Annotated in this window: 18 protein-coding genes and 1 pseudogene; 15 read left to right on the top strand and 4 right to left on the bottom strand. The window is 65.5% G+C overall.

All coding sequences use genetic code 11. The features are described 5' to 3' along the window. Positions 1-342 precede the first annotated feature (342 nt). Positions 343-720, bottom strand: coding sequence for a hypothetical protein (locus AC1GI4_RS18470; RefSeq protein WP_170172101.1), 378 nt, complete (start codon positions 718-720; stop codon positions 343-345). Between the two features lie 496 nt (positions 721-1216). Here AC1GI4_RS18470 and AC1GI4_RS18465 point away from each other — a divergent pair. After that, a pseudogene (locus tag AC1GI4_RS18465) lies at positions 1217-2376 on the top strand (IS3 family transposase). A gap of 93 nt (positions 2377-2469) precedes the next feature. Here the strand turns inward: AC1GI4_RS18465 and AC1GI4_RS18460 are convergent. Together AC1GI4_RS18460 and AC1GI4_RS18455 are read right to left on the bottom strand one after the other, a co-directional pair. Next, complete coding sequence (locus tag AC1GI4_RS18460; protein WP_479630534.1) at positions 2470-3105, bottom strand: phosphatase PAP2 family protein; 636 nt, start codon at positions 3103-3105, stop codon at positions 2470-2472. A 59-nt stretch (positions 3106-3164) separates the two neighbouring features. Further along, the gene (locus AC1GI4_RS18455) at positions 3165-3758 is read right to left on the bottom strand and encodes a DedA family protein (protein ID WP_064311274.1); all 594 of its coding nucleotides are present in this window, start codon (positions 3756-3758) and stop codon (positions 3165-3167) included. A gap of 154 nt (positions 3759-3912) precedes the next feature. Here AC1GI4_RS18455 and AC1GI4_RS18450 point away from each other — a divergent pair, with 154 nt between their 5' ends. The 8 genes from AC1GI4_RS18450 (at position 3913) to AC1GI4_RS18415 (ending at position 15436) form a co-directional block, all read left to right on the top strand. After that, a complete protein-coding gene (locus AC1GI4_RS18450) occupies positions 3913-4893 on the top strand; it encodes an efflux RND transporter periplasmic adaptor subunit (RefSeq protein ID WP_170172103.1) in 981 nt (326 codons plus the stop codon). Then, complete coding sequence (locus AC1GI4_RS18445; protein ID WP_170172104.1) at positions 4893-8039, top strand: efflux RND transporter permease subunit; 3147 nt, start codon at positions 4893-4895, stop codon at positions 8037-8039. Before AC1GI4_RS18450 ends, AC1GI4_RS18445 begins: the two co-directional genes overlap by 1 nt. Continuing rightward, positions 8036-9415, top strand: a complete 1380-nt coding sequence (locus AC1GI4_RS18440) for an efflux transporter outer membrane subunit (RefSeq protein ID WP_479630533.1) — start codon at positions 8036-8038, stop codon at positions 9413-9415. The genes AC1GI4_RS18445 and AC1GI4_RS18440 overlap by 4 nt, the downstream gene beginning before the upstream one ends. 9 nt (positions 9416-9424) lie before the next feature. Then, positions 9425-10099: a response regulator transcription factor gene (locus AC1GI4_RS18435; RefSeq protein WP_170172106.1), complete on the top strand. Its 675-nt coding sequence runs from the start codon at positions 9425-9427 to the stop codon at positions 10097-10099. Then, entirely contained in the window at positions 10096-11457 is a 1362-nt protein-coding gene (locus AC1GI4_RS18430; RefSeq protein WP_240954925.1) for a sensor histidine kinase, read from the top strand. Before AC1GI4_RS18435 ends, AC1GI4_RS18430 begins: the two co-directional genes overlap by 4 nt. A 122-nt stretch (positions 11458-11579) precedes the next feature. Further along, complete coding sequence (locus AC1GI4_RS18425; RefSeq protein ID WP_206379057.1) at positions 11580-12110, top strand: RNA polymerase sigma factor; 531 nt, start codon at positions 11580-11582, stop codon at positions 12108-12110. Positions 12111-12171: 61 nt separating this feature from the next. Then, entirely contained in the window at positions 12172-13122 is a 951-nt protein-coding gene (locus tag AC1GI4_RS18420; protein WP_170172107.1) for a FecR family protein, read from the top strand. Beyond that, on the top strand, positions 13082-15436 hold the full coding sequence (locus tag AC1GI4_RS18415; RefSeq protein WP_170172108.1) for a TonB-dependent receptor: 2355 nt from the start codon (positions 13082-13084) through the stop codon (positions 15434-15436). The genes AC1GI4_RS18420 and AC1GI4_RS18415 overlap by 41 nt, the downstream gene beginning before the upstream one ends. Here the strand turns inward: AC1GI4_RS18415 and AC1GI4_RS18410 are convergent. Beyond that, positions 15408-16460 (bottom strand): endonuclease/exonuclease/phosphatase family protein, encoded by a 1053-nt coding sequence (locus tag AC1GI4_RS18410; protein ID WP_170172109.1) that lies wholly within the window; start codon positions 16458-16460, stop codon positions 15408-15410. The two genes, AC1GI4_RS18415 and AC1GI4_RS18410, sit on opposite strands and share 29 nt — an antisense overlap. A gap of 217 nt (positions 16461-16677) precedes the next feature. On the opposite strand from AC1GI4_RS18410, the gene AC1GI4_RS18405 reads away from it, so the two are divergent. Genes AC1GI4_RS18405 through AC1GI4_RS18380 form a run of 6 tightly spaced genes read left to right on the top strand, consistent with a single transcriptional unit; the run spans position 16678 to position 22357 of the window. Further along, on the top strand, positions 16678-17433 hold the full coding sequence (locus AC1GI4_RS18405) for a DUF2334 domain-containing protein (RefSeq protein WP_170172110.1): 756 nt from the start codon (positions 16678-16680) through the stop codon (positions 17431-17433). 3 nt (positions 17434-17436) lie between these two features. After that, positions 17437-18597 carry a glycosyltransferase gene (locus AC1GI4_RS18400; RefSeq protein ID WP_170172111.1) on the top strand — a complete coding sequence of 387 codons (1161 nt, stop codon included), beginning with the start codon at positions 17437-17439 and terminating at the stop codon, positions 18595-18597. Positions 18598-18623: 26 nt separating this feature from the next. Next, complete coding sequence (locus tag AC1GI4_RS18395; RefSeq protein WP_278434515.1) at positions 18624-19565, top strand: hypothetical protein; 942 nt, start codon at positions 18624-18626, stop codon at positions 19563-19565. Next, on the top strand, positions 19562-20065 hold the full coding sequence (locus AC1GI4_RS18390; RefSeq protein WP_170172113.1) for a DUF2141 domain-containing protein: 504 nt from the start codon (positions 19562-19564) through the stop codon (positions 20063-20065). The genes AC1GI4_RS18395 and AC1GI4_RS18390 overlap by 4 nt, the downstream gene beginning before the upstream one ends. 2 nt (positions 20066-20067) lie before the next feature. Then, positions 20068-21246 (top strand): glycosyltransferase, encoded by a 1179-nt coding sequence (locus AC1GI4_RS18385; protein ID WP_170172114.1) that lies wholly within the window; start codon positions 20068-20070, stop codon positions 21244-21246. 31 nt (positions 21247-21277) lie between these two features. After that, positions 21278-22357 (top strand): LptF/LptG family permease, encoded by a 1080-nt coding sequence (locus AC1GI4_RS18380; protein WP_479630532.1) that lies wholly within the window; start codon positions 21278-21280, stop codon positions 22355-22357. Positions 22358-22441 lie beyond the last annotated feature (84 nt).

Raw genomic sequence — 22441 nt, 5'->3', positions numbered from 1 at the left:
TCATAGGCTCTGTCATCGCGAGGACGTAGAAGACGTCGAGGAGTGGCTTCCGTCACGGCCACCGGAGCTGCGGCCCCAGGAAGCGACGATCGTTGCAGCTCCCGACGAACATTGTCGGACTAACGTAAGGCTGGGCGATCGTGACGGAGCTTGGTCATAGTGCGTGACCATAACCGGAGCCGTCGGGTGGTTGAAGCAACCCGATGACCACCGTTCAACGCGGGCTAATCGCCAATTCGTACCCAAAAGCACGAATCGATGCGCCATGATGACGACCTGACGGGTTGAACGTCGCACGTCAGCCCCATTCTCCCTTGAGTTCGGGCGTGGTGTGATCGACCATCAGCCGAACGCCGACGACATGGGATGGGAGATGTGTCGAGCTGCTGGTTCACGGTCGACGTCGAACCCGATGTCCATCTCGCCTGCTTCCGACTTGCTGGCACCTTCGCGGCCGAAGACGTTGAACGCCTGATTGCAGAACGCGACCGCGCTTTCGGCTCCCTGACCTCGGCACAGAACCGACACGTCGCTCTTGCCGACATCAGGAAGATGACGCCCCAGGGATTGAGCGGGTTCGCCGCCTTCAGCCAGCTGCTGTTGCGGCAGGAACCGCGCGCCCTGCGCCTCGCCTTCCTGATCGTGACGAACCTTGCGAGCATGCAGGCGCAGCTCGCCGCGCACGGGCGCGGGGCGCAATTCTTCTTCGACGAGGCACAAGCGAGGACCTGGCTGCTTGCCCACAACGCCCCGCCTCTTGCATTCCCCGTCGTCGCACCCGCGAAAGCTCGGGAGGCGGGATAAACGACGGCTCTCCCCCCACCCGCCGAAGGACCGCCGTCGATCTCAGGCCCACTCGAGCCGCAAGGCTCTCGTGGGGCCGTTGCGCGGCGCCCGGCTCTGGGCGATCACGGCCCGGATGCCTCGATCGCCCTTCGTCCGGCCGAGCGTATCGCCCGACTTCCCGATCAGCTGAGCAACCCGGCCGCGTGTTCCGGTGGTGGTGGCATCGAAACTGACTCGCTGCGGCGCTTGCAGGTGACTCATAGCAGCGGAGCGGCGCGATGTTCGAGAGCTGCCTCTCCGCCTTGGGCGCTTACCGACGTTTGTTGAACACCAACCGCTGCAAGGGGCGGAGTGGATTGGCGAACTCTGAGGTGGTGCCGGTTCTCTGGACAGGAGGCTAAGCTATCCCGGACGTGAGGGATGGACGGCAATGAAGACGACGCGGAAGCGGTATACGGGCGAGTTCAAGGCCAAGGTGGCGCTGGAGGCGATCCGGGGCGACCTGACGCTGGCGGAGCTGGCGACGAAGCATGGCATTCACCCGACGGTGATAGCGACGTGGAAGCGGCAGGCGATTGACGGCATGGCCGCGACCTTCTCGGGTGCGACCGAGGCGGCGAAGGCCGCGGGCGACACCGAGATCGAGAAGCTGCACGCCAAGATCGGGCAACTGGTGGTGGAGCGGGATTTTTGTCCAAGGGGTTCGCGCGATGAGTGTCGCGCGACGGCGGCAGATGATCGAGCGGGAGCATGCCAGCCTGTCGATCGCGGCGCAGTGCCGGCTGGTGTCGATCAGCCGGTCGTCATTTTACTATGTGCCGACGCCGGAGACGGCCGAGACGCTGGCGCTGATGGCGGTGATCGACGCCTCGTTCCTCGACTACCCCTGGTATGGCAGCCGTCAAATGGCGCGGCACCTGTGCCGCCTCGGCCACGCGGTCGGGCGTCGGCGGGTGCGGCGGCTGATGACGAAGATGGGACTTGCGCCCATCTACCAGCGCCCACGGACGAGCGATCCGCACCCGGAGCACCGGATCTACCCGTACCTGCTGCGCGATCTGGAGATCACCCGGCCGGGTCACGTCTGGTGCGCCGACATTACGTACCTGCCGATGCGGCGGGGCTTCCTCTATCTCGTCGCCGTCATGGACTGGGCGTCGCGGAGGGTGCTCGCCTGGCGGTTGTCGAACACGATGGACGCGGAGTTCTGCGTCGAGGCTTTGAAGGAAGCGTTGGCGCGCTTCGGCAGGCCCGAGATCTTCAACACGGATCAAGGCAGCCAGTTCACCAGCGCCGACTTCACCGACGTGTTGCGCGATGCCGAGGTGCGGATCAGCATGGACGGACGTGGCCGCTGGATGGACAACGTCTTCATCGAGGGGCTTTGGCGGTCGCTGAAGTAAGAGTGCGTCTACCTGAACGCGTTCGAGACCGGCTCCGAGCTGCGGACCGGGCTCGGCCAGTTACAACGGGCAGCGGCCTCACTCTCGCCTCGGCGGCAGAACGCCGGACGAGGTGTACGGGCAGATCGCGGCAACGCCATATCCGGGGCATGCCCCGGATATGGCGTTCACCAGAATGGCGGCGTAATCCAACTGGGGTATAGCTTAGCTCAGCCGCCAAACTAACCAGAAAGGCGAGACCACCTCACCGTCGATTGGCCCTGCATTTGATAGCAATGAGTTAGCGCGACCCGTCCTCGACCGACCTTAAAGCGCGTTTCTGACCGTATACGTAGAGGATCGTCAGGCAGACGAGTGCCCAACCCGATCCCACTGCCCAGCCTGCAAGCACGTCCGTTGGCCAATGAACACCGAGGAACACGCGCGAAAAGCCAATGCCCATGACCAATGCGATCGATGCGCCGACAAGGAACACGCGGCCACCACGGGTCGGTGCCCATTGCGCGGCTAGCAGGGCGATCGATAGATAGACGATCGCCGAGTTCGCCGAATGGCCGCTTGGAAAGCTCGCGGAACTGAAAGGCGCCCAGTGCTCCACCACATCGGGACGCGCCCGGCCGAACCAGGGTTTCACGAGCGCTGTGATCGACGTCCCAACACCTGCCTCGGCTACAACGAAGGCAGCCAGAGCCGTTTTTCTACTGGCGGCGGCGAAACCGGCGGTGAGCATCACGACGAGGGTCAGGGTTGCGGTATCCCCCAATGCGGTGAGATCAAGCATCGCGGCACGTAGGGGTGCGATGCCACCCAGATGGTCTCGCACCCAATAAAGGGCTGAACGATCGAAGGCATTTGTTTCGCCTTCCCGGATCTCGGAGCCGAGTTTCCAGACAACGAAGCCGACGATCGCAGCCACGGCCAACGTGACCATCAACAGGAGCTCAGGCCGGCGCCGCAAACGGTCCCACGCCATCGTTAACGTCGCCATGTCGCTACCCGCCAAACATAGGCAACCACGAGAAGGACGATGATTCCAAGCGAGATCGGTCCGACGAAACGCTCGACCGCGCCATAGCCCTGCCCCAAGGCAGAGCCGGCGACGGCTAAGATCGACGTCCAGGCGGTGGTACCAAGGAGAGACCAGAAAACGAACTGGCCGAATGGCATCGCCAGAAGTCCTGCCGGGATCGATACGATCGAGCGGATCGTCGGCACGAGACGTCCCACGCAAACGAAGAGCGCTCCCCCGTTGGCAAAGAGGCGTTGCCCGCGGTCGACGTCGTTCCGGCTTATAGTGAGCCATCGGCCATACCGTTCGATCAAACCGTCGAACCGCGTAATGCCAAGCGCGCGTGCGACGAGATACCAGGCGATGTTTCCTGCCATCGCACCCGCGGTTCCTGCGGCGATCACTCCCGGCAGCGCCATCACGCCGCGACCCGCCTCCATGCCCGCAAATGGCATGATCACCTCGGAAGGCAGTGGCGGGAACACCGTTTCTGCAAACATCAAAGCCGCGATACCGAGGTATCCGAGCTGCGCGATCAGGTCTTGGATCCAGCTGTCCATCGTTCACCAATTAGACCGATGGCGCGGCCAGGGAATGGCCGCAGGATTGTGATTTCCCAATCTTAGGGGCCGAGTGCCGGTTTTTGCGGCGTGTATTGGGAGATTGTATAGTTCCGGCAAGTCGGAGCCAATCGACTGCACCTATGCCGGCGCCATGCGCACACCCTTTCTTCTCGTCCCGTTAATCATCGCCGGCTGCGGCACCGAACCGTCCAAGTCGCCCGCAGGTCCGCCGGCCCATGCCGAGCCGGTCGCGCACGAGGCCGAACTGCTGAAGCTGACGCTGACGCCGCAGGCCCAGCAGCGACTCGGGATCGCTCTCGTCCGCGTCGCGAGCGGTTCGGTCAGCGCCGCGCGACAGGTGGCCGGCGAGATCGTGGTACCGCCGACCAGCGCTAACGGCGTGCCCGTCAACTCGACCACCAATCTTCAGCAGATCGGCAGCCAGCAGGCCGCGGCGGACGCCGAACTGGCGCGCGCGACCGCACAGGCGCGGCTGGCGCGGATCGCCCTCGACCGCGCCGCCAGCCTGGTGCGCGAGGAAGCGGGCAGCGTGCGCGGTCGCGACGAGGCCGCCGCGGCGCTGGCTGCCGCCCAGGCCGCGCTCGGCGCCGCACGCCAGCAGCGACAGCTCCTCGGACCGACGGTCGCGTCGATAGGGTCCCAGGCAACCCTGTGGGTGCGCGCATCGGTGTTTGGCAGCGACGTGGGCAATGTCCGCCGTGACGGCGCCGCAACCGTTCGCAACCTGGGTGAAGGCGGTGCGCCGCGATCCGCACGACCGGTGCAGGCTCCGCCATCGGCCAACACCAACGCAGGCACCGTCGATCTCTACTATGCGGTCGACAATCGCGACCGGGCGTTCCGGGTCGGTCAGCGTGTTGCGGTCGACTTGCCGCTCGCCGGGCAGATCGAGGGACTTTCGGTGCCGTCGGCCGCGATCCTGCGCGATATCTATGGCGGCGAGTGGGTCTATCGGAAGACCGCGCCCGACACCTTCGTCCGTCAGCGCGTCGAGGTCGCATCGGAGAGTGGCGGTTGGGCGTTACTCGCGCGCGGGCTGGCGTCGGGCGCGGAGGTCGTGACCGATGGCGCGGCGGAGTTGTTCGGGACCGAATTCGGGGCGGCGCACTGATGCTCGGCCGGTTCGTCCATTTCGCGCTTGCGCAGCGCGTCCTCGTCCTCGCGCTCGCCGCCTTGCTGGTCGTGCTTGGCGTCGGCGCCGGGCGAGACGTGCCGCTTGACGTGTTCCCCGAATTCGCCCCGCCGATGGTCGAAATCCAGACCGAGGCGCCGGGCCTGTCGACCGAGGAGGTCGAGAGCCTGGTGACGGTGCCGATCGAGACGGCGGTCAACGGCGTGCCCGGCCTTATGACGCTGCGCTCCAAGTCGGTGCTGGGACTATCGTCGGTACAGATATTATTCGAGCGCGGGTCCGACGTGGTCCGCGCGCGCCAGATGGTCGGTGAGCGGATCACGCAGGTCCAGCCGCGCCTGCCGCTCGCGGCGCGTCAGCCGGTGCTGATGCCGCCGCTGTCCTCGACCAGCCGCGCGATGAAGGTCGGGCTGTCCTCGAAGAAGCTCGACCAGATGCAGATATCCGAGCTGGTGCGCTGGACGGTCCGGCCGCGGCTGATGGCCGTCCCCGGCGTCGCCAACGTCGCGGTATGGGGCCAGCGCGATCGCCAGCTTCAGGTGCTGGTCGATCCCGACCGCCTGCGCGCCGCCGGCGTGACGCTGGCCGAGGTCCGCGCCGCAGCGGGCGACGCGGTGCTGGTCGGCGGCGGCGGGTTCGTCGATACGCCCAACCAGCGCCTCGCGGTCCAGCAGGCGGGCACGGTCCAGACTGCGGCCGACCTGAGGCAGGCGATCGTCAAGCAGGCGGGCGAAGCGCCGGTCCGCATCGGCGACGTCGCTCGCGTGGTCGACGGTTTCGCCGCGCCGATCGGCAACGCCATCATCGACGACGGCCCCGGCATCATGCTGATCGTCGAGAAGCAGCCGACCGCCAACACGCTGGAACTGACCCGCGCGGTGGAGGCCGCCTTCGCCGAGCTGAAGCCGGGCCTGAAGGACGTGAAGGTCGATACCACGATCTTCCGCCCCGCGACCTTCATCGAACGGTCGATCGACAACCTCACCCGCGCCCTCCTGATCGGCTGTGTGCTGGTCGCGGTGGTGCTGTTCCTGTTCACTCGCGACTGGCGGCAGGCGACGATCAGCCTCGTCGCGATTCCGCTGTCGCTGCTCGGCGCGGGCCTAGCATTGCTGTGGTCTGGAGCGACGATCAACGTGATGATCATCGCCGGGCTCGTCATCGCGCTGGGCGAAGTGGTCGATGACGCGATCATCGATGTCGAGAACATCGCGCGCCGCCTGCGGCTGAACCGCGAATCCGCCGATCCGAAGCCTGCGTTCGACGTGGTGCTCGCCGCCTCTTTGGAGGTGCGTTCGGCTGTGGTGTTCGCCTCGCTGATCGTGATGCTGGTCTTCGTGCCGATCTTCTTTCTCGGCGGCGTCGCCGGCACCTTCTTCCAGCCGCTCGCCGTCGCCTATGTGCTGGCGATCGGCACGTCGCTGCTCGTCGCGCTGACCGTCACGCCGGCGATGTGCCTGCTCCTTCTCCCGAATGCGCCGCTCAAGGAGGAGCGCGACACCCGGTTCGTTGCCGCTCTTAAGCGTCGCTACGTCGGCTTCCTGCCGCGCGTCGTCGGGCGGCCGTCGCTCGCGGTCGGCATCGTCGCAGGCGGGCTACTGCTCGCCGGGGTCGGCTATGAGACGTTCAAGGATCAGTTTCTTCCGGATTTCCGCGAAACGGACTTCCTGATGCACTTCGTCGAGAAGCCCGGCACCTCGATCGAGGCGATGGACCGGATCACGATCCGAGCCTCTAAGGAACTGCGCGCGATCCCTGGCGTGCGCAATTTCGGCGCGCACATCGGCCGCGCCGAACAGGCCGACGAGGTAGTCGGCCCCAACTTTACCGAATTGTGGATCAGCCTTGACGAGAACGCCGACTATGACGCTTCGGTGAAGCGCATCAAGGACGTGGTCGAGGGCTATCCGGGTCTCTTCCGCGACGTGCTGACCTATCTGCGCGAGCGCATCAAGGAGGTGCTGACCGGCGCCGGGGCCACGATCGTGGTTCGCATCTACGGTCCAGATCAGGACGAGCTGCGCGCGGCGGGCGCGCGGGTCCGGTCGGCCATCGCGGGCATACAAGGCATTTCTGACCTGAAGCTCGAAAGCCAGGTGCTCGTACCACAAATTCGTGTCCGCCCGAAACCGGCCGAACTGGCGCGGCTCGGGCTGTCGGCCGGCGAGGTCCGGCGGCAAGCTCAGATTCTCGTGGCGCAGCAGAAGGTCGGCGAAATCTATCGCGACCAGAAAGCGTTCGACGTCGCGGTTTGGGGCGAGCCGGCCGTCCGCAACAACATTCACGCATTGCGCGATCTGATGATCCAGGCTCCGACGCTTGGTGGCGCGCTGCCGAGTAGCGGCAGTGGGTCGGGCGCCGGTGCGCCGGTACGGCTCGGCGATATCGCCGATGTTGAGATCGTCCCCGCCCCCAACGAGGTGAAGCGCGAGAACGGCCAGCGCCGGCTGGACGTGACGATGAACGTCGCGGGCGCAGACCTGGGAACGGCGGCGCAGGCGGTCGACGCCGAGGTCGCCAAGGTGCCGTTCGCCACCGGCTATCACCCCCAGGTGCTGGGCGAATATGCCGCGCTGAAGGATTCGCGTCAGCGGCTCTGGTCCACCGGCGGGTTCTGCCTGATCGGCATCCTGCTCCTCGTGTGGATCGAGTTCCGCTCACGCCGCATCACCGCGCTCGTCGGCGTCAGCCTGCCTTTCGCGCTGGTCGGGGGCGTGGCGGCGGTGGCGCTCACCGGCGGTGTGCTGTCGCTAGGCTCGCTCGTCGGGTTCGTCACCGTGATCGGCATCGCGGCGCGCAACGGCATCATGCTGCTCTCGCATTATCAGCATCTGGAACGTCACGAAGGCGTGGCGTTCGGGCGCGAACTGGTGCTGCGCGGTGCGGAGGAGCGGCTGGTACCGATCCTGATGACCGCAGCGTGTGCCGGCCTGGCGCTCGTGCCCTTGATCGTCGCAGGCAACGCGCCGGGGCACGAGATCGAACACCCGATGGCGATCGTGATCCTCGGTGGCCTCATCTCGTCTACCGCGCTCAACCTGCTGCTGCTGCCGGCGCTCTACGCCCGCTACGGAGAGGAACGCGCGGCCTCGCCCTCGCCCGAGCGCAAGGAGGCGCTGGCATGACGCATCGCTGCCTGACGCCGATCCTCGCACTGCTCGCTTCGGCGTGCATGAGCGTGCCGAGGTCGCCGCCCACGGTCGCACCAGGGAGCGCCATGGGCGGCTTCGCGACGCTCCCCGTCGCGTCCATCGCGCCGGTCCCGGACGACTGGTGGCGGCTCTACGACGATCCGGTGCTGGACGGGCTGGTGCGATCGGCACTGGCCGCAAATGCCGATCTGCGCGTCGCCTACGCCAATCTCGACGGCGCGCGCGCCGCGCTGCGTCAGGCTCGGGCCGCGCGCCTCCCGCAGACCACGATCGAAAGCGCGCTGGGCGTCGACAACCCCGCCTCGCAGCCGAGCGCATCGGGCAACGTGCCCACAACGGATTACGATATCGCCGCGACGGTGAGCTGGGATATCGATCTGTTCGGTCGGCTGCGCTCCGCTGCGACCGCGACGCGTGCCGATGCCGACGCGCAGGCCGCCGTCGTCGACGGGCTGCGGGTCGCGGTCGTCGCCGACACCGTCCTCGCCTATGTCGACCTGTGCGGGTCGACCCGCGCGATGGCCGCCGCGCGCGCGGTCGCCACCGCGCAGGATCGCTCCGTCGGTCTCGTGCGCGAACAGCTCCGCGCCGGTGAGGTGTCACCACTGGAGGTATCGCAGGTCGCGACGATCGCCGCCGCGACCCGCGCCGCGATCGCGCCGTTCGAGGCGCAGCGTGCCAACGCGCTCTACCGCCTCGCCACGCTGCAGGGGCGGCCACCCGCTGAAGCACGCGGCTACAGCTTCGCCTGCACCGCCGCGCCCCGCTTGCGCACCGCCGCGCCGGTCGGCGATGGGACTGCCCTGCTGCTGCGTCGCCCCGACGTGCGCGAGGCGGAGCGCCGCCTTGCCGCCGCGGCGGCGCGGGTCGGTGTCGCCCGCGCGGACCTATACCCGCGCGTCAATCTCGGCGGCGCGTTGGGGCTGCTCTCCGGCGGGATCAAGGCGGTCGCCTCGCCGCTCGTCACATGGGCGTTCCCGAACCAGGCGCCGGCCCGCGCGCGGCTCGAGCAGGCGCGTGCGACGGAACGCGCCGCGCTTGCCGGCTGGGACGTCGCCGTGCTGCGATCCCTGCGCGAAGTCGAGACGGCGCTGGCTACCTACGATGCGGAGACGCGCCGCAACCGCGATCTGGAAACGGCCGCACGGGAAGCACAGGCCTATGCCCGCCGGGCCGCGGCTCGCGTCCGCCTCGGCGACGCAACGGGCCTGCTCCAGGTCGACGCGCAGCGCGCGACTGCGGCCGCCACGCTCCAGCAGGCTCAGTCCGATCTGGCAGTTTCGCAGGGAGAGGTCGCATTGTTCCGCGCGCTCGGCGGCGGGTGGCGAACGGGAACGGCTTCCGAGTAGAATATGGTTATGCGCATCCTGATCATCGAGGACGATCTCGAAACCAATCAATTCGTCGCCAAAGGTCTGAGCCAGGCCGGCCATCAGGTTAGTACGTGCGCCGATGGGCGAGATGGACTGTTTCAAGCCACCGGAGGCGACTTCGACGCGATCGTGCTTGACCGGATGCTGCCCGGCCTCGACGGCCTGGCAGTCATCAAGGCGCTGCGGGCAGCCGGCGACGCGACGCCGGTCATCATGCTGACCGCGGTCGGCGGCATTGCCGACCGGGTGGAGGGGCTTGAGGGCGGCGCCGACGACTATCTCGTAAAACCCTTCGCCTTCTCGGAGCTTGCGGCGCGGCTGAACGCGCTGGGCAGGCGGCCTGCCGCGCGGGTGGAGTCACCTATTCTCACCGTCAGCGGAATCGCGCTTGATCTGCATCGGCGGACCGTCGAGCGAGACGGTCGTCGGATTGTCCTGCAGCCCCGCGAGTTCGCCTTGCTCGCCGAGCTGATGCGCAACCCTGGCCGCGTCATGACCCGTACCATGTTGCTCGAGCGGGTTTGGGATTTCGATTTCGACCCGCAAACCAATATCGTCGAAACCCATCTCTCCCGCCTGCGATCGAAGCTGAATGCCGGTTTCGAGAGGGATGCGATCGAGACCGTTCGCGGCGCCGGCTACGTGCTGCGGGCCGAATGATGCTGAACCGCTTCAGGCGCTCGACCTCCGGCCTCGTCACCCTCGTTGCGCTCCTTCTCGGCATGGCGACGGCTGTCATCGGTACGGTCGCCTACGAAGTGACGCACGAGGCGCTGGAGCAGCAACTCGATCATCGGATCGAGGCGGAGATGCGCTCGCTGATTGCGGAAAGCCGCGGTACGATGCCGGGCCTCACCGCCGCGATCGAGCGCAGAAGCGCGGCACAGTCGACCTCTAGTCTCGACTATATCCTCCTCGATCGTGAGGGGAATGCAATCGCCGCGACGATCCTGACCGATCATCCCGTCGCTCCCGGATACGAAGAGTTCCTGCACTATCGACGCGGGAGAGCCGTTGGGGTCGCCCAGGCGCTGACGACATCTCTTGGGGCCGGCACGTTGATCGTGGCGGCGGATCGAAGCGGGCTCGACGAGATCGATCGAACGCTCATGCAGCTGTTCGCCGGCGCTCTGGCGGTGACGCTGCTCATGGGCAGCGTTTCCGCGCTGCTCGTCGGCTGGATTACGCGGCGGAGGCTTGCGCGGATCGACGCGACCGCAAAGGCGATCATCGCAGGCGATTTCACGCGCCGGGTGCCGGTCGACGGCTCGGGGAGCGAGTTCGATCGCCTCGCCCGGACCATCAATTCGATGCTCGAGCGGATCAATACCCTGCTCGATAATCTGCGGCAGGTATCGAGCGACGTCGCACACGACCTGCGTACGCCGCTCACGCGGCTCTACAATCGTCTGGATGGCGCGCTCTCGGGTCATGAGGCGGAGCCGCAGCGGGCCGCAATCGAGGCGGCGAGGAACGAAGCGGCTGAATTGCTGGAGATCTTTGCGGCGCTGCTGCGCATCGCCGAGATCGAAGGCATGCAGGATCGATCCCGGCGACAGCCAGTGGACCTGACGGCCTTGGTGGAGCAGATGGGCGAAACCTACGCGCCCGATTTCGAGGCGAACGGACATCGCTTCGAAGTCGATGCAGGCCCCGGCGCCGTTATCCACGGCGATCAGCGGCTCCTCAGTCAGGCAGTGGCCAACCTGCTCGACAATGCCTTGCGCCATACGCCAGCAGGAACCCTGGTGCGACTCGTCAGCAAGACCGATGGCCGGACTGCGAGCGTCACGGTGCGGGACAACGGACCGGGCGCAGCGGTGGCAGACCCCAGCACGTTGTTCCGCCGGTTCGTGAGGGTCGAGCATGCCAGGGCATCCCCCGGCAACGGCCTTGGGCTGGCACTGGTGGCTGCGGTCGTTTCCGCGATGGGAGGTGACGCCCGGATCGATAGCGGACCGGGGTTCGCGGTGATCCTCGCTTTTCCGACCGTCGAGGTCGGTCCGAAACCTGCCTGACGGACCACGGCGATGGTAGCATCCCCGCCAAAATTACGATTCCCCAATGTGGCCGAGTGTTCGATTGTCATCGTCCTCGAAGTTTTCCATTTTCGGCGGCGGGAGGCGCGAGTTAGGTGGAGATGATCGAGCCCGTTGAAGACCTGCCGCTCGACGTCCTCTACGGCGTTCATCGCGCCGAGTTGCTGCGCTTTCTCATCTCGCGCACGGGCGACGCGTCCGAAGCGGAGGATCTGGTGCAAGATCTTTGGCTCAAGGCAAACCGCGGCAGTGCTGGTCCGACGGCGAATGGTCGGGCCTATCTGTTCCGTATGGCGCAAAACCTGATCGTCGATCGCGCACGCGAACGGCAACGCCGAATGCGGCGTGAGCGGTTGTGGATCGACGACGGGGCACCACCCAGCGCCGCGTGCGAGGAACGCGTCGATCCCTCGCGTGACGCCGAGAAAGCGCTGATCGACCGCGAGGAGCTCGCTCGCTTGTCGCAGGCGATCGAAACGGTTCCCGACGGAGCGCGTCGGGTCTTTGATCTGCACAAGTTGAAAGGACTGTCGCACGCGGAGGTTGCCGCCCAGCTGGGCATCTCCCACAGCGGTGTCGAAAAGCACATGGCGGTTGCGATGAAATATCTTCGTCGCGCGCTGGCCGACTGAGGGCGAACGATATGCGTGTCGTCTTTGAGCGCTTAGGATTTTTCGGAAAGGCTACCGCGCAATGAGCGCGCCCCGTCAAAGTGACGACGACGTCTTCGATCAGGCCGTTGCCTGGCACCGCGCCCTCGCGCGTGACGACGCCGATTGGGACGCGTACATGTCATGGCTCGACCAGGATCCAGCTCACCGGGTCACCTTCGATGAGGTCGCATTGCTGGACCGCATGATCGAGGATCATGCTCCTTCGCTGCAGCGCGAAGAGGACACGGGCGTCGCCGATCATGCCCCGCAAAACACGCGCAAGCCCCTCTGGATCGGAGGCTCGATCGCCGCAGCGCTCGCGGCAGCGATCGCCTTGCCCATGCTGACGAAGACCCCGGCCGACGTGGTCTATCACGCCGCCGCACAATCTCGGAGCATCACGCTCGCCGGCGACACGCGCGTGACGCTCGCTCCGCGGTCGAGCCTTGTCGTTCAGGCTGGCGATCCGACGAAACTGCGGCTTGCAGCGGGCGAGGCCTATTTTGCCGTGCCTCATGTCGCCGGTCGGACCTTGTCGATCCGGGCGGGTGATTATGACGTTCGTGATATCGGTACGAGATTCTCGGTCAATCTTACGCCGTCCTTCCTGACCGTTGCCGTTGCAGAGGGAAATGTGTCCGTCCAGCCGCAGACGGGCAACGCCGCGGCCGTTCCGGCCGGCAAACAGCTTCTCGCCGAGCGCGGGCGCGGCCGCGCTCGTCTTTCGACGGTGGTTGCATCCGACGTCGCCAGTTGGCGACGCGGCCGGCTCGTATATGCCAACGCGCCGCTCGATGTCGTCGTTGCCGACCTCTCTCGTTATACGGGAAAGCGGGTGAGCGTCGATCAAAGGCTGCGAAACCGCAGATTCTCGGGAGTGCTAGCGATTGCCAACGGTCCGGGGATGTTTCGCGATCTTGCAGAGCTCATGTCTATTTCAAGCCGCCCTGATGGTGCTGGTGTCCGCTTCGTTCCTGTCGGTGAGCGCTGAAGCGGTTGCACAGACATCGGTCCGACCCGGAAAATCTACCGCCACCATCGACCTGCCGGAAGGCACGCTTGAAGCAAGCGTCGCACTGCTCGCGCAGCAGGCGGGCATCGCGGTCGCGTGGCCCAGTCCGCTTCCGAAAGCCATGGTCCCACGGCTCCGCGCGCGGCTGACACCGCTGGCTGCCCTGCGGAGATTGCTGGTTGGAACAAAACTGACGGTCACGCAGGTCGGGCCCAGAACATATCGCATCGAATCCCGCGGGAATCTGCGGGCCCAGACGCAACCGGTGCCGCGCGCGACCCGCGCTGCGCCGCCCATCGCGGTCCCGGAAGAGCTGCAGCAACAGGAAATCGTCGTCACGGCGCGAAAGATCATCGAGCCGGTCAGCGGCGTTCCGGGCGGGATTGCCGTCCTGCAAGGCACCAGGCTTCCGGGCGGCCGCTTCGGTGTCGCGTCGACCGACGTCGCCTTCGGGCTGGAGGGGCTGTCACTGACGAACCTGGGACCAGGCCGGAATCGGCAATTTATCCGCGGGGTCGCCGACAGTCCGTTCAATGGCCCTAGCCAATCGACCGTCGCGGTCGTCCTCGACGAGGCGCGCATCACCTTCGACGCGCCCGACCCCGATTTGCGACTGGTCGATATGGAGCGGATCGAACTGCTGAAAGGGCCGCAAGGACCGCTCTACGGCTCGGGTGCGCTGGGCGGCGTCTATCACATGGTGACGAGGAAACCCGACCTCGCCGCACATCAGTTCCACACGAGTGTCTCGACCGAGATCGTGCAGGGCGGCGGGGTGGGCGCCGGCATCGAGGGAATAGTCAACCTGCCGCTGGCCGACGATCGCCTGGCCATACGCGGCGTGGGATATGCGTCGCGCGAGGCGGGTTGGATCGACCGCGTTGGACAGAAGAGGAACGCCAATCGCGCCGAAACGACCGGGGTTCGGCTGGCGCTGCGCTGGCAGCCCGATCCGGTCTGGACACTGGACGTCGCCGGCACCCTGCAGAATGTGAACACGCGGGATAGCCGGTATGTGGTTCAGGAGGATGTGGTCCGCCGCCCGGCCGGCATCACCGAACCCAGTGACAACGACTTTTCGGCGCTCAGTGGATCGCTCGCAGGTCATATCGGGGATTTAAGGCTTCTGGTGTCTTCCAGCTACGTCGATCACGCGGTCGACTATGTCCAAGACGCGACCGATGCCGCGCCGGCGTTCGGCCGTGTCGGCCCCCTTCGCTTCAGCGACACGCGACGCTACTCCGTCCGCAATCACGAAGCGCGACTGTCGTCGGCGACGCCGGGCGCATGGTTGATCGGCGCCTCGTACATGCGCGCTGTGAGCGATGAAACCGGAACGATGGAATCGGTCAGCCGCGATCCGAATTCAACCCAGGTGCAAAGCCGGTCGCGGCGCGTGGTGGAGATTGCCGGGTTTGGTAATGCGACCCTGAACGTCGCGCCGCGCGTTCAGGCGACTGTCGGCGCCCGCGTCTCGCACACGGTCGACGAGGACGAAACTGCGGAGGAAGCTGGCGCTACCGTCAGCCGGATCGGGAAAACGACGCTCTCCCCCAGCCTCGCCATATCGTGGCGCCCGCCCGGCAGGGGACTGGTCTATCTGCGTTACGCCCGCGCTGTGCGTCCAGGCGGCCTCGCGCCCAATGCGACCACGCAAGCGACGCGCTTCGATGCCGACGAGTTGGGATCTGCCGAACTGGGCTATCGGGGATATCTGCACGGTGACACGCTTCGCTTCGACGTCGGCGCCTTTCATACGAGCTGGTCCGGCATCCAGAGCGATTATCTGCTTCCGAACGGGCTGGTATCGACACGCAATGCCGGCAGCGCAGCCGTGCTCGGCGCAGAGATCAGCGTGGATTGGGACGCATCGTCAAGGCTGCGCATTTCGGCAGGCGCAAGCTATGTCGACGCCAGGCTGACGCGAAGCGAGGGTGGCGTGGAAGTCGATGATCGCCGGCTGCCGATCACGCCGGATCTCAGCGCCCGGCTCGTCGCCGCCTGGCGTTTCAACGTCGGACACTGGTCGGGGTCCTTGGGAGGACAAGCGAATTACGTCGGCCATGCCCATCTGACCTTCGACCCCGCCGCCGATCGCACGATGGGAGGATATGCTCTGCTGTCGGCCAACGCGCAGATGAGCAGAGAGCAGTGGACTGTCACTGGCCGAATAGACAATCTGCTCGACACGACCGCAGATACGTTCGCATTCGGCAATCCGTTTTTGAAAGAACGCCAGTTCACACCCCTGCGACCCCGGACCGTCACGCTGTCGGTGTCACGCTCCTGGTGATCGGACGCAGTCGGTAGGTCGCAACGTAACCGACGTGATCCGACAGCATGCTGCCCGACGCATCCCGGCCGAACGGGGTCGTGATGCGGACCGCGTCGAGCGCCATGTCGGCGCCGTCGAAGTGAAGCTGCCAATCACGGGCCCGATGCAGCGACCAGCGTGCATCGCGGTCGAGAGCACCCCCTGTTGCCGCCACCTGCCGCAGGGCGTCGCGCACCACGGGTTGTGCCGTCCAGCGCCGCACAGCGGCCAGCACCGGGACCTGGCGAGCCGGCACCGGCCCGACGTTGAGGTCTCCGGCGACGATCAGGGGGCGGCGCGCATCATGCATTCTGGCGATGAACGCGGTCAGGGAAGCGAACTGCCGCTTCCAGGCGGCGTCGGCCCGTTCGGCTGGCACGCCCGACGCACCGCGGCTGTTCAGATGCGTGGTCAAAACGTCGATCCCGCCGGGGGCGTCCGGTGTTGCGATCGTCGCGATCATCGCGCCCTTTGCCGCGAGACAGTCGTAGCCGGCGCAGTCATAATGCGGGAATGTCATGCTACGGACGCGGAGGATCGGGTAGTCCGACATTATGGCAAGTCCACTGCCGACAAATTTGCCCTCAGTCTCACCAACCGACCACCGCGCGGCAGCGGCGAAAACCCGCTCGTCGGTAGATGGCCGGCCTTCCGTCGTTGAATCGGTTCCCGGCCCCAGCGCGGCATATCGATAGCCTGACGCGCGGATCATTTCGCGTGCGCCTTCAGTGAATGCCTCTTGGACGACAGCGATTTCCGGCGCATCTCCGCGCAGGTGCATTGATCGCAGGGTAGCGGCGATGCTTTGCAGCGCAGCGACACGGCCCCCTGCGACAGGCCACGGCAACCCTTTCACATTGTAGGTCAAAAGGGAAACGCCGTGAGCGATGCGCGGCGCGCGCGATGGTATCCGCGCCGCTGGGCTGGCCCGACCACCGGCAGCGCCGGCGAGCGCGACTGCCGCTGTGATGACCAATGCTGCTGCACCCAAACGCCCGATCATGCCTTCTGCCTCCAGCTGAGCGAAGGACGGCACGCAGCAGCAGCAGCCGCAGTCGACCATTGCCGAAGAATTTTTGATCCGCTGACTGCGGTGGGCCGCTGTGGTGCCGTTTTACCCCGTCAACGAGGGACGGGCGGTCGATGAAAGCTGGGCGAAACTATAGACGAATGCGTCGCATGACACCTCTGACGCCCTCTTCTTGCGCGGCGGTGCATGAATGACGCCGAGCGCACCATCGAAGCGCCTGCTTCTCTCGATCCATGACGTCAGCCCGCGCTTCGAGTCCCAGGTCGACCGCCTGCACGACCTGTTGAGCCGCTACGCACCCGTCGATCGCATCGCGCTGCTCGTCGTCCCGAACCACTGGGGCACGTCACCGATCACACCGGGCAGCCCCTTTGCGACCAAATTACGCGATCTCGCGCACCGTGGCGCAGAATTGTTCCTGCACGGCTATTTCCATCGGGACGATAGTAAGCACGAAGGTCGTCTCGCCCGCCTGAAGGCAACGCAGATGACCGCGGGAGAAGGCGAGTTCCTCGGCATCGACGAGACCGCTGCGCGTATCAAGATGCAGGCGGGCAAGAGCCTGCTGGAAGATATCGCGGGCACCCCGGTCGCAGGCTTCATCGCCCCAGCATGGCTCTATGGTCCCGGCACCTCGGCCGCGCTCGCCGAAATGAATTTTGCCCTCGCGGAGAACCATTTCAGGGTCTGGCAACCCGGCACGGGCCGGACGCTGGCGCGTGATCCGGTGTTGACCTGGGCGAGCCGCAGCCGGTCCCGCATCCTGTCGTCCTTGGCGGCGGCGCGCACCCTTCCCTTGGCAATGCGCTTCCTGCCGACCGCGCGCATCGGCGTGCATCCGGGAGATGCGCGGGTCCCGGCGATCATGACCAGCATCGAACGCGCTGTCGCCGGGCTCGTCCGAACCCATGAACCCGCGCGCTACGCCGATCTGGTGAAGGCTTAAGTCATGAAGATTTTGACCTTCCTGCACAGTTTCGAACCCGGTGGCGTCGAACGCATCGCGCTGCGGCTCGTGCGCGAGTGGCGCGCGTCGGGCTATGATGCGCCGCTCTTCATGGGCCGGACCGACGGCGCGATGCGCGACGATGTCGGGGTCGATCTCGTTTATCATAGCCCGCGACAGCCGCGGATCGGTTCGGGGTGGTGGGAAACGATCTGGATGATCGTCACGCTACCCGGCTTCATTCGACGGACACGACCCGACGCACTGTTCTGTGCGGGCAACACCTATGTCGTGGTCGCGGTCGCGATGAAACTGCTGCTGGGCCGGGCCTGTCCTCGCATCGTCGCGAAGATCAGCAACGACCTCGACCGAGCCGATCAGCCCCGAGCCGGTCGTATGGGCTACCGCCTGTGGCTCCGCTTCCAAGGGGTGTTCATCGATCGGGCTGTCGCCATGGCCGAACCGATGGTTGGCGAGATCGCCGAATACCTTCGCATCGCTAGAACACGCATCGACATAGTCCCCGATCCAGCCCTCTCCGACGCCATGATCCGGGATTTGCGCAAAAAAGGTGCGCGCACGCCTGCGGTCACGCAAGGTCGTCGATTTCTCGCCGTCGGACGCCTCGTTCCCCAAAAGAACGTCGCGCTCATGCTGCGCGCGTTCCAGCGGGGCGCACAGGCCGGCGATCACCTCACCATCGTCGGTGATGGCCCGGAACGTCCGAAGCTCGAAATTCTGGCTGCACGGCTCGGTGTCGATCAGGCGGTGACTTTTACCGGCTACGTCGCAGATCCGACGAGCCTCTTCAGCCATTTCGACGCCCTCCTGCTTTCGTCGAACTACGAAGGTGTGCCGGCGGTCGTCCTCGAAGCGCTCGCCGCCAACTTGACGGTGATTGCGACCGATTGCAGCCGGAGCATGGCGACACTGCTCGCTGATGGCCGTCTCGGATTGCTGGTGCCGCCCGGTGACACCGCGGCACTCGCCGCTGCCATTAGCGCCGAATGGCCGCCCCGGAACGAGCAGCTCAGTCTCGATCAGGCGCGGCGCTTCACGATCGAGCGGTCCGCCGAGCTATACGCCGCCAGCTTCCAGCGAGCGACACGGTCCGCGAGCGCGACGACGCTGGCCCCGACCGGCACCGCCCCCACGATCGCCTGACGATCAGCCTCCAATCTGAGAGCAATATGCCACCGGTCGTATCCGCCCTGAGCCCTGCCGCGAGCATTGATGCTCGCACCATCCTGCAGCTCGAACCCAAGCCTCTCCTGGAAGGACGTCGACAATGGTCCGCGACCCTCGGGGGCGCCTTGTCGTTGCTGATCTTTTGTGCGGTCGCGTGGCAGCTGCGCACGGTCAATCTGCCGGATCTGGCCGCGATGCTGCCGAGTAGTGGCGCGTTCTGGCTGACCTTCACCTGCTATTTCCTCGCCGGACCGGCATTGGAGTGGTGCATTTACCGGCGGCTGTGGAACTTGCCGGCGATCGGCTTCCCCGCTCTCCTCCGAAAGCTCGTAAGCAACGAAATGCTGCTAAGCTATTCCGGCGAGATCTATTTTTACGACTGGGCGAGGCGGCATCTGAAGCTCGCCACGTCGCCGTTTGCCGCGATCAAGGACGTCGCCATGTTGAGCGCGCTGGTCGGTAACGTCGTCACGATAATTCTCGTGCTTGCTGCCGCGCCGCTGTTCCGAGGCCTGTCCCTCGGCACCGATGGACGTCACTTGGCTGCCTCAATTGCGGTCGTCATCGCTTCTTCGACCGTCATCCTAGTGCTGCGCCGGCGACTATTCAGCCTTTCGCGGCCCGATCTGCGGTTCGTGATATTTGTCCATACCGCGCGGATCGCGACCACCACATTGCTTGCGGCAACGCTGTGGCATCTGCTCCTGCCCACAGTCGCGCTCGAATGGTGGATCGTCCTTGCCGCCACGCGACTGCTGCTGTCGCGATTGCCGTTCATGCCCAACCACGATGTCGTTTTTGCCGGCGTGGCGACGTTTCTGGTCGGTGCGACCTCGCCCATCGCCGACGCCGTCACTCTCGTAGCCGCTACGTCGCTCGCTGGATTGATCCTGTGTGGCGTGCTGCTCGGCACGAGCAGCTTGGCTAGGATGCTCGCCCAATGAGCGTTCTCTTCCTACTCGCAGCGCAGGCTATGGGCTCAAGTCCTGACTTGGGAAAGAGCGCAGGGCGCTGCCGCCCCGCGGAAGATGGTTCTGCCTTTCTGGTAGAGATCGTTGGTCTGAAAGATCGCAGGGGCTTGCTGAAACTCGAGCTTTATCCGGATCGCGATGGCGACTTTCTTGCCGACGACAATGTATTGCTTGCTGCAGGCAAGACCTTCCGACGGGTGGAGATCCCGGTGCCAAGCTCCGGTCCGGTAGATATGTGTATCCGCGCGCCCGGACCCGGTCGCTATGCGATCAGCATCCTTCACGACCGCGACGGGGACCGGCGCTTCGCACTGTCGAACGATGGCGTGGGATTTGCCGGCAATCCCAAGCTGGGCTGGTCGAAGCCTCGCGCGAATGACGCGAGCGCGAGCGTCGGGAGCGGCCTGGCGCGCATCCGGATCATCATGAACTACCGCCGCGGGCTTGTCTCCTTCGGACCTATAAAGGACTGACCATGCGCATCGTCGATGTCTGTGCGTTTTGGACTCCTCATGGCGGAGGTGTCCGGACCTATATCGAAGGCAAGATGCGAGCGACCCGTCAAAGGGGTGACGAGATCGTGGTCGTCGTTCCCGGCGAGCGCCTCGAATGGGCGGTCACGGAGGGCGGCACGATCGTATCGATTCCGGGTCCGCGTTTTCCCCTCGACACCAGATACCGTTACTTCAATGACGAGGAGGCGATGCATCGCGTTCTCGACGACCTGATGCCGGACGTCGTCGAGGTGTCGTCGCCGTGGGGAAGTCCCGCGATGGTCGCCCGGTGGCGCGGGACGGCGCTGCGATCGCTGGTGATGCATGCCGATCCGCTCTCCGCCTATGCGTACAGGTGGTTCGGATCGATCGCAGCGCGCCATACGATCGATCGGCGCTTCGAAATATTCTGGCGCCATCTTCGGAGGCTCAACGAGGCGTTTGACCTCGTGGTGTGCGCCAGTGAGGGACTGACTGGACGCATGATCCAGGGCGGGGTCACCAAAGCGATGACGATCCCGATGGGCGTGACTCCTGGTCTGTTCTCTCCCTCCCTGCGCAATCCGGCGCTCCGCGCGCATCTACTCGCCCGGTGCGATTTGCCCGAGGATGCGACCCTTCTCATCGGCCTAGGCCGACATGCGTCCGAAAAGCGCTGGCCCATGGTGATCGAGGCCGTCGCGGCCGCCGGGAGCCGTCGGCCCGTGGGGCTTCTCCTGTTGGGGCACGGACGGGACGAGGCGACCGTCGTCCGTGCGGCGAAGGGCAATCCGCATGTTCACCTCGGCGCCCCGGTGTTTGACCGACCGCGCCTTGCCACGATCCTCGCCAGCGCAGACGCACTGGTCCATGGTTGCGAAGCGGAAACGTTCTGCATGGCAGCCGCGGAAGCTCGTGCCAGCGGCATCCCGATTATCGTACCCGATCTTGGCGGGGCTGCGGATCAGCTGCGCCCCGGCTTCGGCGAGAAATACGTGGCGCGCTCGGCTGCATCGCTTGCCGACGCCATAGTGCGGCAGATTGACGCAGGCGAGACAATGTTGAGGCGCGCCTCCTCCGCCGCTGACAGCGTGACAGACATGCAAGCGCACTTCGATGCGTTGCTCGCGACCTATCGCGCCACGCGACGCGGCGCGCCGATCCTGCAGCAGGCCGCCTGACGATGTCGTGGTTCGGTTGCGACCTATCGACGTGAAGCTGATCGACCGATACATCTTCGCGCAGACCTGGCGCAACTTTGCCGCAATATGCGGGATCATCGTCGCCTTGTTGTTACTCGAAAACCTCTCACGACTCCTGCATCTGCTGGAGAACGTGGAAGAACCCATTTCTCTTCTGCTTCAGTTCCTGCTCGCGCTCGTGCCGGAATATCTTGGGCTCGGCATCCTGGTAGCGATATTTCTCTCGACGGCGCTCGCCGTACGATCGCTGAGCCTCGCGGGAGAATGGCAGATTCTCGCTGCGACCGGCGTGTCGCCGACCCGGCTTCTCCTGATACCAATGATGTTCGGGGCGGTCGGCGCGACCGCAGAGACCGCCATCAACTTCCACTATCGACCCGTCGGAGAGCGCAGGCTCGATCAATTGTTAGACGAGGTTCGGCTCGGTCGACACGGCGTCGGTGCGACGATCCGCTCGATCGTCAGCTTTCCGAACGGCGTGACGGTCACGATCGACGGCCATGATCGCGCGACGGGTATGTTGACCGGGGTATTCGTTGCCATGCCCGAGGTAACGCTCACGGCTCCGCGGGCACGCGCGACTCACGATGGGTTCGGCACAATCGTGCTTAGGCTGGAGAATGGTCGAGGACTGACACGCAGACGTGACGGGTTCAACGTCCTGTCCTTTCGAAATCTAACGGTTCGCATCGCAACCACAAACGAGAAGACGTCTACCGTAAGTCTGCCCGCGCTCGATCGTCTTCCTCTGGACGAAATCGTCGAATTGGCGATGCGCGAGACCTCGAAATCCCAAACCTCAATGCCGGCGCTCGCCTCGATCGCGTCACGGCTGACCTACAGCCTCATGGCCCTCGTCGTTCCGATCCTAGGGCTCGCGCTTGGATCACCTCCCATGCGCGGAAGGTCCGGGGCGGGACTCGTATTGGGTATCCTGATGATCGTCGGGTTCGTCCGCGCGGCGTCCTTCGTGGAAAGCTCTTCGTTGCAGCGACCCGTCTTCGCCAGCGGCGTGCTGATGTTGCTGATCGGCGGAGCAGCCGGTCTGCTTTGGCGGCTCGAAATCAGATCCGGACCAGGCTTTGGGTAGCGTCCGCGGTCGTGGTGTAATTTCCCGGTGTAGATGACGGTGTATGCCGGGGTGGGGCCGAGGCCCCACCCCGGCGTCGGCGTC

The organism is Sphingomonas sp. 77B, from assembly GCF_056497825.1.
Note: the sequence above shows the minus strand (reverse complement) of the source record. Positions and strands in the feature narration are given on the sequence as shown.

Coding starts and splice junctions, on each gene's coding strand:
- AC1GI4_RS18455 (WP_064311274.1), bottom strand. CDS start 3,758: ATGGACAGCTGGATCCAAGACCTGATCGCGCAGCTCGGATACCTCGGT.
- AC1GI4_RS18450 (WP_170172103.1), top strand. CDS start 3,913: ATGCGCACACCCTTTCTTCTCGTCCCGTTAATCATCGCCGGCTGCGGC.
- AC1GI4_RS18445 (WP_170172104.1), top strand. CDS start 4,893: ATGCTCGGCCGGTTCGTCCATTTCGCGCTTGCGCAGCGCGTCCTCGTC.
- AC1GI4_RS18440 (WP_479630533.1), top strand. CDS start 8,036: ATGACGCATCGCTGCCTGACGCCGATCCTCGCACTGCTCGCTTCGGCG.
- AC1GI4_RS18435 (WP_170172106.1), top strand. CDS start 9,425: ATGCGCATCCTGATCATCGAGGACGATCTCGAAACCAATCAATTCGTC.
- AC1GI4_RS18430 (WP_240954925.1), top strand. CDS start 10,096: ATGATGCTGAACCGCTTCAGGCGCTCGACCTCCGGCCTCGTCACCCTC.
- AC1GI4_RS18425 (WP_206379057.1), top strand. CDS start 11,580: ATGATCGAGCCCGTTGAAGACCTGCCGCTCGACGTCCTCTACGGCGTT.
- AC1GI4_RS18420 (WP_170172107.1), top strand. CDS start 12,172: ATGAGCGCGCCCCGTCAAAGTGACGACGACGTCTTCGATCAGGCCGTT.
- AC1GI4_RS18415 (WP_170172108.1), top strand. CDS start 13,082: ATGGTGCTGGTGTCCGCTTCGTTCCTGTCGGTGAGCGCTGAAGCGGTT.
- AC1GI4_RS18410 (WP_170172109.1), bottom strand. CDS start 16,460: ATGATCGGGCGTTTGGGTGCAGCAGCATTGGTCATCACAGCGGCAGTC.
- AC1GI4_RS18405 (WP_170172110.1), top strand. CDS start 16,678: ATGACGCCGAGCGCACCATCGAAGCGCCTGCTTCTCTCGATCCATGAC.
- AC1GI4_RS18400 (WP_170172111.1), top strand. CDS start 17,437: ATGAAGATTTTGACCTTCCTGCACAGTTTCGAACCCGGTGGCGTCGAA.
- AC1GI4_RS18395 (WP_278434515.1), top strand. CDS start 18,624: ATGCCACCGGTCGTATCCGCCCTGAGCCCTGCCGCGAGCATTGATGCT.
- AC1GI4_RS18390 (WP_170172113.1), top strand. CDS start 19,562: ATGAGCGTTCTCTTCCTACTCGCAGCGCAGGCTATGGGCTCAAGTCCT.
- AC1GI4_RS18385 (WP_170172114.1), top strand. CDS start 20,068: ATGCGCATCGTCGATGTCTGTGCGTTTTGGACTCCTCATGGCGGAGGT.